The following is a 15,355-nucleotide window of genomic DNA, read 5'->3' as shown; positions in this document are numbered from 1 at the left end:
TGATAATTTTTCGCAAAATGAACTCATAATCGAACAAAATGCACCATGAAAGTGAGGAGAACGTTAGTGAATATTCATATTTTCCAAAATCAACAAGAGCTTAATGAGGCTGGGGCCGGCATAATTACCTCACTCGTTCAAATGCAGCCGAAAGCCGTTCTTGGACTGGCGACCGGGGGCACTCCCGTCGGTATTTACGAAGAGCTGGTCAAAGCTTATGAAAAAGGGCGCGTCAGCTTCAAATCCGTTACAACTTTTAACCTGGATGAGTACGTCGGCTTGCCGGAAGATCATCCCGAGAGTTACCATGCTTATATGAAGCATCACTTATTCTCTCAAATCGATTTGCCAATGGAACAAGCCCATATTCCTAACGGAAACGCACCGGATTCGAACGCGGAGTGTAAGCGATACAACCAGGAATTAGAGAAAGTCAAGCAAATTGACTTGCAAATTCTCGGCCTTGGCCATAATGGACATATCGGCTTCAATGAACCCGACCATTCCCTGATCAGCGGTACCCACCGGGTGGAGCTGAAGCCTGAAACGCGGGAAGCGAATGCCCGTTTCTTCTCATCGATTGATGAAGTGCCCACGCATGCATTGACTATGGGAGTCGGCACCATTTTGAAAGCCAAAACGATACTGCTCATCGTCCGTGGAACCGATAAAGCCAAGATTGTACATCGCGCGTTGACAGGACCGATTACAACTGAAATTCCAGCTACGCTTTTGCAAACTCATCCGCATCTGGTTGTCCTTCTCGACGCGGAGGCCGGGAGGTATTTTGAATGAATAACCTGACGATTTCGAACGCTAGAATCGTTACCGAACAAGGCATCATCGAGAATGGCCTTATCCGTGTTACGGATGGTGTAATTGCTTATGTCGGGAATGCCGCCTCCGTGAATTCCGAATCGGCACATGCCGATGCTGTGCATATTGACGCCGAAGGCAAATGGCTGCTGCCCGGCTTCATTGATGTGCATGTGCATGGCGGGTACGGCGCCGATTTCATGGACTCGAATCCGGAGATACTGGATACGATCACCCGCTTCCATGCACGGAACGGGACAACGGGAATGCTCGCTACCACGATGACAGCAACGCGCGAAGATATTGACCGCGTGCTTGGCGAAGTGCACAGCTACATGAGTAAAGAGATGCCGTACGCTGAGCTGCTTGGCGTACATTTGGAAGGCCCTTTCATCTCGCCCAAATGGGCGGGCGCGCAGGATCCTCGCCTCATGCTGCCGCCGCAGCTGGAGTGGCTCGAAGATTGGCACGAGCGCTATCCGCAGCTCGTGCGGCAGCTCACCCTCGCCCCCGAGCGCGAGGGCGGCCTTGAAATGATCGCGTGGCTGCGCGATCGCGGCATTGTCGCCGCATGCGGCCACACCGACGCTAGCTACGCCGACATGCAGTCGGCCGTTGCTGAGGGGCTCTCGCATGCGGTGCACACCTTCAACGCGATGAAGGGGCTCCATCATCGCGAGCCGGGTACCGTCGGTACGGTACTCACCGACGCGCGAGTCAGCGGCGAAGTGATCGCCGACGGGCACCATGTGCACCCGGCGGTGATCCGCCTGCTGACGATGGTCAAGCAGCCGCACGGCCTGCTGCTGATCACGGACGCGATGTCCGCCGCCGGGCTCGGCGACGGGCAGTACGAGCTCGGCGGGCAGGCCGTGACCGTGCAGTCGGGCGTCGCCCGGCTGACGGAAGGCGGCTCGCTCGCCGGCAGCACGCTGACGATGATCGAGGCGTTCCGTTTTATGGTGCGCGAGGTCGGAGTCAGCGTGGAAGAATCAAGCCGTTACGCGAGCGGCAATCCGGCGCGGCTGCTGCGCCTGGATGCGACACACGGCTCGATTGCACAGGGCAAGCGTGCCGACCTGCTGCTGATCAGCGCCGGGCTGGAGCTGGAGCGCGTGTGGGTGCAGGGTCGGGAAATCACTGCTTAAGCCTTCATGCCTGCGAGCCTCTGTCTCATGCTGCGATGACCTGCATTTCCTGCATATAAAATTGCGGAAAATGGCAGATTTACTTGATTCACCTGCATTTCATACAGGTAATTTCACATCATTCGGCTTGAAAGTGCTCTAGGCGCATGATTCAAATGTACATTTTACATGTAGATCAGCCGGAACTGCCAATTTCCCTCAATCAAGCTGCATGTTTTGCATTTCGATATATGATAGCTGCCACGAAGGTCAAGATAGACCGCGGGGCAGCTATTTTTTCTATAGCGGCACCATACTTCGCACCGAGTACTTTAGGTTCCGAAAGTTTTAAACGCAGTCCGATTTCGCCCAATTGCAAAAACGAAGTGAATGGAGCTAGCGGCTGGAGTTCGATTTTGCCAGCTTATCATGCGCTCATCGAACACTCTCTTGCACAATCTAAGCTGCAATCTTGTAAAATCGGACTCCAAACTGTTTTGGTGGATGTATGTAATATGCAATTGTGTTTTTCCGGACTTTAGTAAAGATTTTTTTTGGCATATCGGCTTTGCCCGTCCCTCTTTTGTTCAAATTTGGTAAAGCAGCAGGACTTAGCCAACATTTGTCGAACAGTGCTTAAAAAGGTTTGCCGTTATAGAAAGGGCTTGTCTCGCTATGATCTATGCAATAAAAATTGTGTACACCCTCTTATTCCCGCCTGGCATTATCATCCTTCTCCTGCTAAGCATTGCCTTATGGCTGCAGCAGCGGAGAGAATTTCTCGGATCCCTTCTCGTCGGGATTGCCGCTCTTTTGCTATGCGCCTGCTCCATGCCTTATTTCGCCAATGCTTTTCTTGGCTCCATTGAACAAAGATATACGCCTCCAGAGCAGGTCTCCGGCGACGTCCTCGTGATGCTGGCAGGCGGAGCCATTCCGGATACGCCTGACCCGCTCACTCGCGGAGAAGGCTATCTTAGCCCTTATACGGCCGCACGTGTAATGACTGTCGCTGAACTTTACCGGCAGACCAAACTGCCCATCGTGCTGTCGGGCGGCCAGGTCTACAGCGATTCAGGCAATGAATCTCAGATTGCCAAACGGCACTTGCTGGCCCTTGGCGTCCCAGAATCGGCCATTATGCTAGACGATACGAGCCGGAACACCGAAGAAAATGCGGCTCATACGCAATCCATCTTGAACCAGCAAGGGTGGAAACGACCTGTTCTTATCACATCGGCCTTTCATATGGCTCGTGCAGTGAAACATTTTCAAAAGCTAAAGGTGGACGTTCTCCCCTACCCTACTGATTATCAAATGGCTAAGCAACAAAAACTTTATGTCAGCAAATTCATTCCTTCGGCCGTCGGGTTATCGGCAACGACGGTGGCGCTTAAAGAATATTTAGGTTTGTTCGGCGCAAGTTCTTCATAATATTTACAATAAAGGCTGCTCGCTTGCGGGCAGCCTTCTATTTGCATCGCTCAAAAAACTTTCTTCGTCTCCCTATCCTCCTTCAGCATTTCCACCGCTTCCCTAAAGCGCATGGAGTGAACGACCTCCCTCTCCCTCAGGAATTTCAAGCCATCCTGCAGGTCAACATCATCGGTCATATCAATCAGCCATTGATACGTCGCTCTCGCTTTCTCCTCGGCCGCAATATCCTCATACAGATCGGCGATCGGATCTCCTTTCGCTTGTATGTACGCCGCTGTCCAGGGCACTCCTGAAGCATTTTGATAAAACAACGCTCTGTCATGGCTGACATAATGATCTCCCAATCCGGCCGCCTTAAGCTGATCAACGGTCGCGTCTTTTGTGAGCTTGTAAACCATTGTGGCAATCATTTCCAAATGTGCAAATTCCTCAGTCCCAATGTCCGTTAACAGCCCGATCACTTTATCCGGTATCGAGTAACGCTGATTCAAATAACGAAGCGCTGCTGCCAGTTCGCCATCTGCCCCGCCGTACTGCTCCAGAAGCAGCTTTGCCATATGAGGGTCGCATTTGCTTACGCGTACGGGGTACTGCAGCTTTTTCTCATAAATCCACATATGCTCTGCCTCCTCCTCCTCCTCTTATACTTGCCATGGCCATGGCGGTTCGATCCACTGCCAAGGATGCTTGGTAAAACTGTGGCCATAGGCCATAAGCGGACCGAATTCCATCTCGAACTGATGCGCAATTTGCATTCGTTTCTGAGCGAATTGATTGTATTGCTGGAGTGCAGCTAAATCATCCGGATGCGTATCCAGATATAGTGTTAATTCGATTAAGACGAAATCGACGGCCTGTAAATCATGGAGCTGCTTGTAGTATGAATCGGGCATACTGGCATGGCTCATGTTCCGACCCTCCCTTCAACCGCTTTCGCATCGTACGGTCCGAACAGAGCCGGCCAAAGCGTTCCACACTTTAAAGCTTCATAGGGACTATATTGCGGCAATCCTGGAGGCTGATAAACCATGTATAGTTGTGGCGGTGTATTATAAAATTTTTCGCGAATCGGTGGACATGGATCAAACGGACCGATGTAAGGGTAATACGCTTTGAATTGCGTGTAATGCATACCGCTCCTCCTTTTCCCTAAGCATGATGGGACCTTCTTCAGTTTCACAGAGTCCTACAAGATGGTTATATGCAGCACGACTTGACCAAAATCACATGTTTTCCAACATTTCCACATTGTATGAAGGATGATCGGGCGGCTACAATGAAATCAGCAGCTTACTACATATACAAATGAATATGGAGGAACAACGATGATCAAACAAAAGCTGATTTTCGCTACTGCCGCAATGTTTATGACAGCCTCCGTTAGCAGCATGATTCCCGCAGCGCCCGCGTATGCCGCTACAACCAGCAGTTCATCTTTGTCCCAAGGGATGACGAGTACATCCGTCTCCGTGTTGCAGCAAAATTTGAAGACCCTTGGATTTTTTACATACCCTACTGTAACCGGTTACTTCGGTACGATTACAACACAAGCTGTTAAAGACTATCAAAAAGCCTATCTGCTCCCGATTACGGGGATTGCGGATGCGATAACCCAAACGAGCATCGCGCATGCAATTACAAAACGTACGATGATGAGTGATGCAATGAACTATCTGCGTGTTCCTTACCTCTGGGGAGGCGTAACCCCTACGGGGTTTGATTGCTCCGGTTTCGTCTACTTTATGTTTCAAAAACACGGCGTTCCTATGGTACGTACTTCGTCCAAATCGTATTACGAAATGGGAACTTCCGTTCCTGCAGCGAACTTGCAGCCCGGCGACCTGGTATTTTTCTCCATCCCAACACCTGGGATCGTTGATCATGTCGGCTTCTATATGGGCAACGGTCAGTTCCTATCTGCAACGAGATCGGCCGGTATTTATCCGCAAAGTATGACTAGCTCTTTCTGGGGGCCAAAGTACCTCGGAGCCAAACGCATTTACTAAATAGGTAGTTTAAAAAGCCGGCTTTGAAAACGAAGTTATTCAGGTTGTAAATCGACATCGAATCTTGAATAAAATCCGGGAAGTCCGGTACTCACGTAGCACATCACTACGCTCCGTTCCTCCTTCTCCGGATATGTCCAACCTTCTCGGTTTTGAAAACCGGCTTTTAAAACATTTATTAAAGTAGACTTAACAAACAAAGACCGCCAACTCCCTAAACGAATTTAGGAAGAGCGGTCTTTTCCAATTACAGAATAGATTTCTTCAATCCATCTTGATGTTCAACTTCAACAAACCGGCTTTTCTCATCGCCTGATAAATAATGACGACCAGAGGTCCTAAGAACAAACCCATAATTCCCATGAGTTCGAAGCCCACATACAAACTGATTAACGCCGCTAACGCATTAATTCCTACAGCATCGCTAAGCACTTTAGGTTCAATGATTCGCCGGAATATGGTCAAAATGAGGAACAGCACCAACAGTCCGATCCCCATAGCCATATGTCCGGCCAGCAATTGATACGTAAACCACGGGATGAATACGAGGCCGGTACCGAGAACAGGCACAAATTCCATGGACATAACTATTAATGAAATAGCCAGCGGGTACTCTGCACGCAAAACCAATAACCCGATGAACGTAACCAAATAGGTCAAAACCGCCATAATGAGCTGCGCCCGGATAAACCCGAAGATCGCCCCTCGCAGGTTCAAGAGCACATTCTCCATTTTTCTTTTGGATTGCTCCTCGAACATCGAAAGAAACGCCGCTTTCAACTTCGGCAGGCTGAACATGAATAGGTAAAGCGCTATAACGAATCCAATCATCCAAATGAACATATTCGGAATTTTACCCGCCACATTAAGGAAAAACCCCGAAATGCCGCTAAGCACATCAGTCAACGTCCCCGTCAAGGTCTCTATACCGCGCTCCAGCCAGGTTTGCACCTGCGCTGCCATATCCGGCGACAAGGATTCATAAAACCCTTGCGTACGCGTCACGGCTTGATCGACATACTTATTTACTTCTTCCATGTAGTTCGGCGCCTTGCGTCCCAGTTCAATCAATTCGGTGACAACGTTCAAACCGATAAAGTAGAATAGCGTCAGGGTCAGCAAAGTAAAGAGCGTACCGACAACCGTTGCAGCGGTCATCCGATTCACTCTTGTCCCTCGCATGAGCAGGACAGTTATCGGATCGAGGAAAATAGCTGTGACCATAGCCAGCAAAAACGGGAGTCCTACGGTAAACAGTCCGTATAAAAGCAGCAGTCCAAGAACCATGATCACGACAGTTTTCAAAGGCATGGATGGGAGCTCCTCCGCTTATTCGTTTCCAGGTTTCTCCGAGCTGTTTTTAGTTATATGTATGCGTACAATACGCAATCTATCCACTTCTGATACTTCAAATATATGGGCGCCGAACTCTACCTTCTTCCCTTTCACCGGCGCGCCTTCCAGCTTTTTAAACAACCAGCCTCCAATGGAGTCCACATCCTCGTCTTCAATATCCAAATCCAACATGTCATTTAAGTCCTCGATCAGTACTCGTCCGTCTACGGAGGTATACTTATCTTTCACTTCAACGCCCGGCCGTTCATCGATATCGAATTCATCGTGCAGTTCCCCGACAATTTCCTCCAAAATATCTTCAAGTGTCAAAAGCCCCGCTGTTCCGCCGTATTCATCAATGACGATAGCCAATTGGGAATGCTTTTTCTGCATAAGCTTCAGAACGCGGCTGACTTCCATGGACTCGGGAACGTTCAGAATCGGACGAATAAACGTTTGAAGTTCTTGCTCTTCATCAGGATCCGCCGTCAGCAAATCGGCAATATGCACAAAACCGACGATATTATCCTTATCCTCCTTGCCGACAGGATAACGGGTATGTTTCGTTTCGTGCACCATCCGCAAATTCTCAATAAAGCTCAAGTCGAGAAACAAACAATCCATATCGGTACGCGGCAACATAACTTCACGGGCAATACGTTCTGAAAACTCGAAAATATTATCGAATAAGACCATCTCATCCTGATCGATATGGCCGCTTCTCACGCTCTCGTCCATAAGGATTCGAATTTCTTCCTCCGTATGCGCAGCTTCAAGCTCACTGGCCGGCTCTACGCCTATCCAACGTAAGAACGTGTTAGCAGCACCGTTCAAAAGCCAGATGATCGGACGAAATAGCTTATAGAAGAAAAGCAGTGGAGCAGACAGCCACAAAGAGGTCAATTCTGCCTTTTGAATAGCGAATGACTTGGGAGCCAATTCACCCAGCACGATGTGCAGGAACGTAATAAACCCAAACGCTATGATAAAAGAGAGAGTATCGGTATACACAGAGGGCTCAATGTGCATCGAGTGCAGGAGCGGCTCGATAATAAGTTCCGAGACAGCCGGCTCACCAACCCAGCCCAGACCTAAAGAGGCTAGTGTAATACCAAGCTGGGTTGCGGATAAGTAAGTATCTAATTTGGAAGTTACAGTCATCGCGTATTTGGCTTTTCCGCTGCCTTCATTCAGAAGCTGTTGAATGCGGGATTGTCGCACTTTCACAAGCGCGAATTCGGCAGCAACGAAAAAGGCGTTAAGCAACACCAGTACAATGACCAAAGCCATATTCAATGCGATGGAACCGAAATCAAATGAAGTAAGCAATGAGTAAGTCTCCTTCAAAAATAAGGATTAAATGATAGCTTTACGGCTTTTGAAATCGACAGTTCTGTAATAGGAATCCGCTACCAGCAGGTTCGGTCCGCAGCAAGCTGCTTCATTGCAGAAGCAATTCACACGTAAGTTGAGTGGATTGTTCTCCCAACGGGCAAAAATGGTGTCCAGTTCATCCTGATGAACATTACCAAGAGGCGGCTCATCCGCAAAATCCGTCACGTAGACATCGCCTGTAAATGTACTGACGTTCAATCGATTGCGTCCGTCCGGATCGTTGCGAACCGTCACATTCGGTTCATGGCGAAGCCTTTTGACCAGATCCCGATCTTCTTCATCATCATTGCAGGCGAAGAATGGAAGCGTACCGAACAGCATCCACATCTCTTTGTTCCGACTGTCCAACAGGCGGTGAATACTGCTCCGGAGCTGCGGGAGCGTAACCATCGGCAGATGGGAGGCAAATGAGCTGGCATACATCGGATGTACCTCGTGCCGCTTACAACCCATTTCTTGGATGAGTTTATGTATGCCAGGCAATTTCTCGTAGGTCCTCGTGTTAATCATGGACTCTGCTGATACGTAGAGGCCCCCCTTGCTAAGGGCAATCGTATTCTCTACCATACGCTCGTACATACGTGCCGCGGTATCGTAACTGACCGGATGATGGCTATTTACGAAACCGACTTGATGGAAATCCTCCGCATTCAAATAATTGAATGAGATATGCATGACGTCCAGATAAGGAGCAAGAAGCTCATATCTGGCCAAATCCAGCGTCAAGTTGGAATTGATCTGCGTTCGAATGCCGCGTTCTCGCGCATATTTCAATATTGGCAGCATATAGTCCTGTACGGTCTTCAGATGATAAGACGGTTCACCGCCGGTTAAGCTGATCGTTTCCAAATGTTCGACCTGATCAAGCTTGCGCAAAATCAAATCAATCGGCAGTCTCGGCCCTTCAGTCATCGTTAAAGAGTCGCCTACTGCACAGTGTTCGCACCGCATATTGCAAAGATTCGTTATCGTAAGTTCTACGCTTGTTAATACATGTTTCCCGTATTTTCGATAGGACCGAATCGGATCCCAAGGGTCATACTGGGGAGATAGCTCCGGCAATACGGAGCGAGTTACATTCACATTCATGCTGTTCACACCTGACCTATCATTTCCTTATTCAGTTCGTACATCTATTACCCGATGGTACTAGTCATGCCTATACCTATGCCCTATATTGTAACTTATGATTAGTAAAAAAGAAAACCGAACCCGTGGAAAGGAAGCTGTTATCACGCCCTTTCCCCGTCTCATTCGGTTCTCGCTAATGGGAATCGGGCTATGTTTCAGGCCGCCTCCGCAGCCATCCCGGTGCCCACCAGTTCGCTTCTCCAAGCAGCTTCATCAAGGCCGGCACGAGCATAACGCGGATGATGGTCGCATCAATCAGAACGGCAAGTCCGAGCCCCAGCCCAAGAGCCTTCATGATTTCAATATCCGTGAAAATGAAAGATCCAACGACAACGACCAAAATAAATGCCGCGCTTGTGATTAAGCTTCCTGTTTTTTTGAGCCCTTCCGCCGTACTCCGATCATTATCTCCGCTTGTTTCGTATTCCTCCATAATGCGGGAGATCAGAAACACTTCATAGTCCATCGATATGCCGAACACCACGCAAAATATGATGACAGGCAGCGTGGCACTCACATAACCAATAGAAGTTATATGAAGTGTATCAGCCAAATACCCGTATTGAAAGACCAGGACAACAAAACCAAGACTCGCTCCCAAGCTAAGCATATTCATTAGTACCGCCTTAAGCGGAAGCAGGACAGACCGGAAGGCAATGAGCAATACGATGTACGTGATGCCCATCACGAATGTAAGCACTTTGGGAATTTGATCCTGAATGCGATCGATAATATCGATTCGATAAGCCGGCCCTCCTGTGACAGCAACGTCCATCCCATCACGATCTAAACTGCGAAGCTCCCGGACCAGCTCGTCTGTAACCGGATCATCCGGATCTTTCTCAGGAACGATGACCATAAGCGCCGTATGTCCTTTGGCCAGCTTAGCGGATTCGATTTGCGCTCGGGTCTGTGGGTCTTTCAGCATCAGAGCCAGTTCCGATTCCGCATGGCTGCCTAATGAACTGACATAGCTTCGGACTTCTTTAACGCCTGCTACGCCAGCAACCCGCTCCCCGTAAGCGCGAACCTGACGGATCGATTTCTCCTCCCATACCTCTGATTCCGTATGAACGACAATTTGAATCGGCCCCATCATTCTCGGATCATAAGCCTGCTTCATGAGATCCGAACCGTATCGGGACTCGTAAGCGGGAGGAAGCAATTCCGCATTCGGCACACTTAATGCCATTTGACGAATGGGCATCATAGCCCACAAAAGGATACCGCCTACCACGATAACCAGAAAAAACGGGCGTTTCATAACGCCATAAGCCATTCGTTCCCAAAAGCGGGATGCCTCTTGCTTACGAAAACGCCGAGGCAAGACTTGCAAAGAATTAATACGAATACCTAGGATGCCCAGCAGCGAGAGCAGCATCGTATTGGCAACAATGACTGAAATCATTACCACAATGACTCCGCCCAAACTAAGGGATCGGAAGAAGGTTAGATTCACGAACAGCATACCCAGCAGTCCGATCAATACGGCAATACCGGAGAAAAATATCGACTTGCCCGCAGTCTGACAGGTCATAGCTACAGCTTCAGCCACGTCCGGCTGGCGTTTAAGCTCTTCTCGAAACCGGCTGACGAGAAATAGCGCATAATCGATCCCAACAGCAAGTCCAAGCATCGTAACCATATTAGGGAGAAAATTGGATAACGATTGATACTGAGCAATAAAATAGGTTATTCCCAGCGTAAGCGTTACGCTCATCAATCCGACGATCATCGGCAGTACCGCAGCTACTAAAGTGCCGAATATAATCAGAAGAACGACAAGCGCCATCGGCAATCCGATCGCTTCGGATTTGGCGATATCCCGTTTACTTGCCACCTGCATATCGTACAAAATGGCCGGTCCACCGCTGACATAAACATTCATCCCATCAGGCGGATGCACGCGCTCTTTGATTTCCGGATACTTCGCAAGTGCCGGATCTGTATCTAAACTTAAGCCAACTACAACTGCCTGGACATCCCGATGACCCTCTTTACGCGACGTTGATACGAAGCTGACATCTTCTATGTATGGCAGTTTCTTCAAATCTGCGAGTGAATTCATAATCACTTCTCGATGCCGTTCCTCTGTCAAATCAAGGCCTTTGCCTGTGTAGACCAGATTTAGTGCGGTTAACGGCATGCCCAGCTCATCGCGAAGCTGCATTAAACCCCGGTCGGATTCGCTGCCTCTCGGCGTAAAACCGTTATCTTTTAAAATGCCGGGCGTTTTCTGGGCAAACAGAGCAAAACCGAGGAGAAGGATGATGCCGACGGCAAGCACAAACCACCGGAATCGATGCATCGCATAACCCCATCGCCAGAAAACTCCCTTGACTGCAGATTCCTTCAAATGAATCCCCCCTTTATAGGCCGCGTTCAAAACCTTTAACCTAGAAAAAAGAACCTGGTTTCCCAGGTTCTTACGTAAATTGCTATCTTTATTTTATCTCAAAACAACATCGGTATGCTTAATTCCGGTAAAACATCGCCCACTTTAATTTCTCCGACCTCGGAAATGAGTACAGAAAGCTTGGCAGACAAATCGATTTCGTATGGTTCTTTCAATTCTTCCCCGGCTTCTTTTTGTAGAATGCGCACAACGGGCCGCTGCGGAAATGACATATTCAATTTGGATACGATACCTGACTCGCCTGTGTTCAGCTTAACTGTCATGCCAAGCGGATAGATGGCAATTTTATCACGGAACATAGCGATTTGACGTTGATCATACATGGTACCCGAGCCTGTGAATAATTGCTCCAACGCTTCATGCGGCAATAAAGGCCTCCGGTATACTCTCGTTGTTGTCATCGCATCATAGGAATCGACTAACCCAACCCAACGTGCGAATTCGTTAATCTCCGTTCCTTGAATACCGCGAGGGTACCCGCTTCCATTCATTCGTTCATGGTGCTGAAGCGCGCAGTGCGCGGACAATAAAGGAATATTGGGTTCATCCTTGAGAAGTTGAAAACCGTATGTGGTATGATTTTTCATCTCTTTGAATTCTTCTTCCGTGAGCTGGGACGGCTTCTGCAGAATGCTGACCGGAATTTTCGTTTTACCGATATCATGAAGCAGAGCTCCTAGACCGAGCGTCTCCAGGTTTTCACGGCTATAACCGAAGCTTATTCCCAGCATGATCGCGTATATACTCACATTAACCGAATGCTGAAATAAATAGTTGTCCTTGATGTTCATATTATTGAGCATGACCATGGCGCCCTGGTGGGCACTTAAATCGTCAATGATCATCTTCATGACATCGCGGAAATTTCGTCCCATATCATAGTAACTGACAGACCCGCGTTTATTCGAGTCCTCCATCACCTTGCGGAACGTGCTGCGGACTTCAATCACAGCTTTCTTGCGAGTCTCATCCTGTATCGGGTCCTCTTGAATAATATCGTCCGTTCGTGAGTCTGCGATATATATGTAATCAATGCCATAATTAAACAGCCGATCGATCAATTTTTGAGTGAGCTCAACGTGTACGGCGAGCAGAACCATACCGTCTTCGTTGTAAATGTTCTTGGCCAACTTCATTCCAGGCTGGCACATGCCTATCGGCATCAAACGCATTTCGTTATCCCCCGTTTAGGTGAGCGTTATTTTCTTACTAAATGTAATAGATTTCATAAAAAAGTTCAATACAAAAAACCGCATCATTCGACGCGGTTCGAGATTGTTTACAGGGTTAGCTAAGCAGCAGAAATAAAGCAAAAACGATGGCTAAAGCAAAACGGTAGTAGGCAAAATAGGTTAACTTCATTCGCTGCACAAACTTGATGAAAGTTGCTACCGCGAGAAGCGCCACGATAAAGGCAACGACGAAGCCTACTGCAAAAAAGGGAAAGTCACTCATAGAAAGCGCATCGTAGTTTTTCACGAAGTAGACAAGCGAAGCGCCGAACATAATCGGAATCGCCATGATAAAAGTAAAATCAGCAGAAGCGGCGCGGCTTACGCCAGAAAGCATCCCCCCTGCAATCGTTGAACCGGAACGGGAAAATCCCGGCCATATGGAAAGCAGCTGCCATAAACCGATAAAGAACGCTTGCCGGTAGGTCATGTCATCCATGACTTCGGCTTTGGGCTGTTCTTTCTTTTTCTCCCCGATAATCAAGAGTATGCCGCCAAGAATGAGACCAACTAGAACCGAAACCGGATTAAACAGTACTTCATCTACATAATCATTCAATGCAATTCCTATAATACCGGCAGGAAGAATTCCAATGAGGATGTGCAGCAGGTTCAGTTTCCTTCCTGTTTTGCTTTCGCTTTTCCTTTTCATCAAGCCGAATAAAGATAGGATTCTTTTCCAGTAAAGGAGGACGACCGCCATGATTGCTCCCAATTGGATGACAAAATCAAAGGTTTTCATCACTTCGTCATTTTGCGTATTCATTAAACTTTGTGCCAAAATCATATGCCCTGTCGAGGATACCGGTAAAAATTCGGTCAGCCCCTCCACAATGCCGATAATGACCGCTTCAAAAATAGTATGCATGTTCTCCCCCTATAAATAGAGTTTATTATATGACTCCTGTCCAATTATCTATTCTACCTGTATCTCCGCAGATCTGACAACACCTTCGACAAAGGTCGTCATTCATAGCTGTCCTTCAACATTTTTTGCGTAATTTAAGTCGATATAACGAGCTTCACCAGCGTTCTGAATAGCAGACTCATCCTGCAGTTGCACCGCCAGTACATCGCGAATAAATTCAGGCAGCATGTATTCCACATTCGTTCCTTGCCCCAGGGACAAATAGCCGGACCCGAAGGTAAACATATCGATCGTGCCGACCACATACTCCCGGTCGGGCTGCAAGGGCTCATCGCCCACCGTGACGGCGATGATTCGTTCATAGGGCGGGCGGGAGCCGTCTACCTCGACGCGCATGCCGTCGACGCTCAGCACGCCCAGCACCTCGCCCCGGAAGCCGAAGCCGCGAATCGGCTTCTCCATAAATTCGCCAAGCTGCGACTCTTCGAGCGCTTGGAGCAGATGTGCCCCGCTAAGCCGAAGGCGGCAGGGGTTGATCGGTCCCGGGCAGATTTCGAGCAATCTGCCCCGAGTCAGGCGGCCCTCCTTCAGTCCCTGAAGGAGCTGACCGCTGTTGACCAGCCCGATCTCGGCGCTGGTCCAGCGGCGAATCCCCGCGGCAAGCAAGTTGCCGAGCGGGGATTCGCCATACCAATCGAGGCGCAGCGGCTGGCGCAGCCTCGCCACCTCCGCGTCCAGCGCCGCCGCGCTGATCTCGCGGTAATGATCCAGCAGCGCGGCGACGCTGCTGTCTTCGGGCGCGCCGGCCATCGGGACGACGCGGCCGGTGAGCGTTGCGACCCGGCGCAGCGCCGGGTCGTACGCGAGCTCGATGTGGCCGGCGTACTGCCCGAACTTGCCGGCCGCGCAAATATAGGTGCCGCTGTGCAAGAGCGGCTCCTCCAACAGGTGATGCGTGTGGCCGCCCAGGATGAGGTCGATGCCATCCAGCTCCTCCGCCATCCGTTGATCCATGCGCAATCCGAGATGAGACATCACGATAATCACCTCGACTTGCGGTCGAAGCTTCTCTATGTAACCTTTAACGGCTGCCAGCGGGTCCGTGACATGCCAGCCAAGCAGCTCATAGTAATCGGGATAAGAAGCCGTCACTCCGATTAATCCGATCTTCAATCCTGATTTTTGAACAATCTGATAAGGAACCATCCATTCCGGCGTTTGGTCCGAGGCTGCTTCAAAGACATTGCTTCCGATAATGGGGAACTTTGCATGCTCATGAAAAGCAGTTCGAAGCATGTCAGGCGTAAATGTTAACCCTTCATTATTGCCAATGACCATTGCTTCGTAGCCGGTGGCGTTCATAATGGCCAAGTTGGCGATCCCGGTCGTTCCTTCCGTTTCCGGTCGCATCCGATCCATATGATCGCCGATATCCAGCGTCAGAACTTGATCGGCAGGCAGCGAAGCGCGCACACGATGGAAATAGCTGCTGATCCTGGGCATTTGTTCAAAATGACTATGGATGTCATTCGTATGCAGGATGACGACTCGTTGCATATCATCGGACATACCATTCCCTCCTTAGAGCTTGC

Annotated in this window: 14 protein-coding genes; 4 read left to right on the top strand and 10 right to left on the bottom strand. The window is 49.2% G+C overall.

The features are described 5' to 3' along the window. The first annotated feature begins 66 nt into the window (after window positions 1–66). The 3 genes from nagB to ICC18_RS21600 all read left to right on the top strand — a co-directional run bounded on the left by nagB (window position 67) and on the right by ICC18_RS21600 (window position 3,377). Entirely contained in the window at window positions 67–795 is a 729-nt protein-coding gene (gene nagB, locus ICC18_RS21615; protein WP_188176529.1) for a glucosamine-6-phosphate deaminase, read from the top strand. Further along, the gene (gene nagA, locus ICC18_RS21610; protein WP_188176528.1) at window positions 792–1,964 is read left to right on the top strand and encodes an N-acetylglucosamine-6-phosphate deacetylase; all 1,173 of its coding nucleotides are present in this window, start codon (window positions 792–794) and stop codon (window positions 1,962–1,964) included. The genes nagB and nagA overlap by 4 nt, the downstream gene beginning before the upstream one ends. A 654-nt stretch (window positions 1,965–2,618) precedes the next feature. Next, window positions 2,619–3,377 carry a YdcF family protein gene (locus ICC18_RS21600; RefSeq protein WP_188176526.1) on the top strand — a complete coding sequence of 253 codons (759 nt, stop codon included), beginning with the start codon at window positions 2,619–2,621 and terminating at the stop codon, window positions 3,375–3,377. Between the two features lie 50 nt (window positions 3,378–3,427). Here the strand turns inward: ICC18_RS21600 and ICC18_RS21595 are convergent, their stop codons facing one another. The 3 genes from ICC18_RS21595 to ICC18_RS21585 are packed head-to-tail and all read right to left on the bottom strand — an operon-like array spanning window position 3,428 to window position 4,512. Continuing rightward, the gene (locus tag ICC18_RS21595) at window positions 3,428–3,997 is read right to left on the bottom strand and encodes a manganese catalase family protein (RefSeq protein WP_188176525.1); all 570 of its coding nucleotides are present in this window, start codon (window positions 3,995–3,997) and stop codon (window positions 3,428–3,430) included. Window positions 3,998–4,021: 24 nt separating this feature from the next. Next, window positions 4,022–4,288, bottom strand: coding sequence for a spore coat protein CotJB (locus ICC18_RS21590; protein WP_188176524.1), 267 nt, complete (start codon window positions 4,286–4,288; stop codon window positions 4,022–4,024). Beyond that, entirely contained in the window at window positions 4,285–4,512 is a 228-nt protein-coding gene (locus ICC18_RS21585) for a spore coat associated protein CotJA (protein ID WP_188176523.1), read from the bottom strand. The genes ICC18_RS21590 and ICC18_RS21585 overlap by 4 nt, the downstream gene beginning before the upstream one ends. 193 nt (window positions 4,513–4,705) lie before the next feature. On the opposite strand from ICC18_RS21585, the gene ICC18_RS21580 reads away from it, so the two are divergent. Next, window positions 4,706–5,386 (top strand): C40 family peptidase, encoded by a 681-nt coding sequence (locus ICC18_RS21580; protein ID WP_188176522.1) that lies wholly within the window; start codon window positions 4,706–4,708, stop codon window positions 5,384–5,386. A 264-nt stretch (window positions 5,387–5,650) separates the two neighbouring features. Here ICC18_RS21580 and ytvI read toward each other — a convergent pair whose 3' ends face one another. From ytvI to ICC18_RS21545, 7 genes are all read right to left on the bottom strand, one after another. After that, entirely contained in the window at window positions 5,651–6,697 is a 1,047-nt protein-coding gene (ytvI, locus tag ICC18_RS21575) for a sporulation integral membrane protein YtvI (protein ID WP_188176521.1), read from the bottom strand. Window positions 6,698–6,715: 18 nt separating this feature from the next. Further along, on the bottom strand, window positions 6,716–8,011 hold the full coding sequence (locus ICC18_RS21570; protein WP_188176651.1) for a hemolysin family protein: 1,296 nt from the start codon (window positions 8,009–8,011) through the stop codon (window positions 6,716–6,718). A gap of 66 nt (window positions 8,012–8,077) precedes the next feature. Further along, the gene (gene yfkAB / locus ICC18_RS21565; protein WP_188176520.1) at window positions 8,078–9,205 is read right to left on the bottom strand and encodes a radical SAM/CxCxxxxC motif protein YfkAB; all 1,128 of its coding nucleotides are present in this window, start codon (window positions 9,203–9,205) and stop codon (window positions 8,078–8,080) included. Between the two features lie 190 nt (window positions 9,206–9,395). Further along, the gene (locus tag ICC18_RS21560; protein WP_223192747.1) at window positions 9,396–11,603 is read right to left on the bottom strand and encodes an MMPL family transporter; all 2,208 of its coding nucleotides are present in this window, start codon (window positions 11,601–11,603) and stop codon (window positions 9,396–9,398) included. Between the two features lie 98 nt (window positions 11,604–11,701). Continuing rightward, window positions 11,702–12,835 carry an HD-GYP domain-containing protein gene (locus tag ICC18_RS21555; protein ID WP_188176519.1) on the bottom strand — a complete coding sequence of 378 codons (1,134 nt, stop codon included), beginning with the start codon at window positions 12,833–12,835 and terminating at the stop codon, window positions 11,702–11,704. A gap of 115 nt (window positions 12,836–12,950) precedes the next feature. Further along, window positions 12,951–13,763: an undecaprenyl-diphosphate phosphatase gene (locus ICC18_RS21550; RefSeq protein WP_188176518.1), complete on the bottom strand. Its 813-nt coding sequence runs from the start codon at window positions 13,761–13,763 to the stop codon at window positions 12,951–12,953. 102 nt (window positions 13,764–13,865) lie between these two features. Further along, the gene (locus tag ICC18_RS21545; protein ID WP_188176517.1) at window positions 13,866–15,332 is read right to left on the bottom strand and encodes a bifunctional metallophosphatase/5'-nucleotidase; all 1,467 of its coding nucleotides are present in this window, start codon (window positions 15,330–15,332) and stop codon (window positions 13,866–13,868) included. Window positions 15,333–15,355 lie beyond the last annotated feature (23 nt).

The sequence above is a fragment of the Paenibacillus sedimenti genome (assembly GCF_014534655.1).
Lineage (GTDB): Bacteria > Bacillota > Bacilli > Paenibacillales > NBRC-103111 > Paenibacillus_E > Paenibacillus_E sedimenti.
This window is presented reverse-complemented; position numbering and strand designations above follow the sequence as displayed.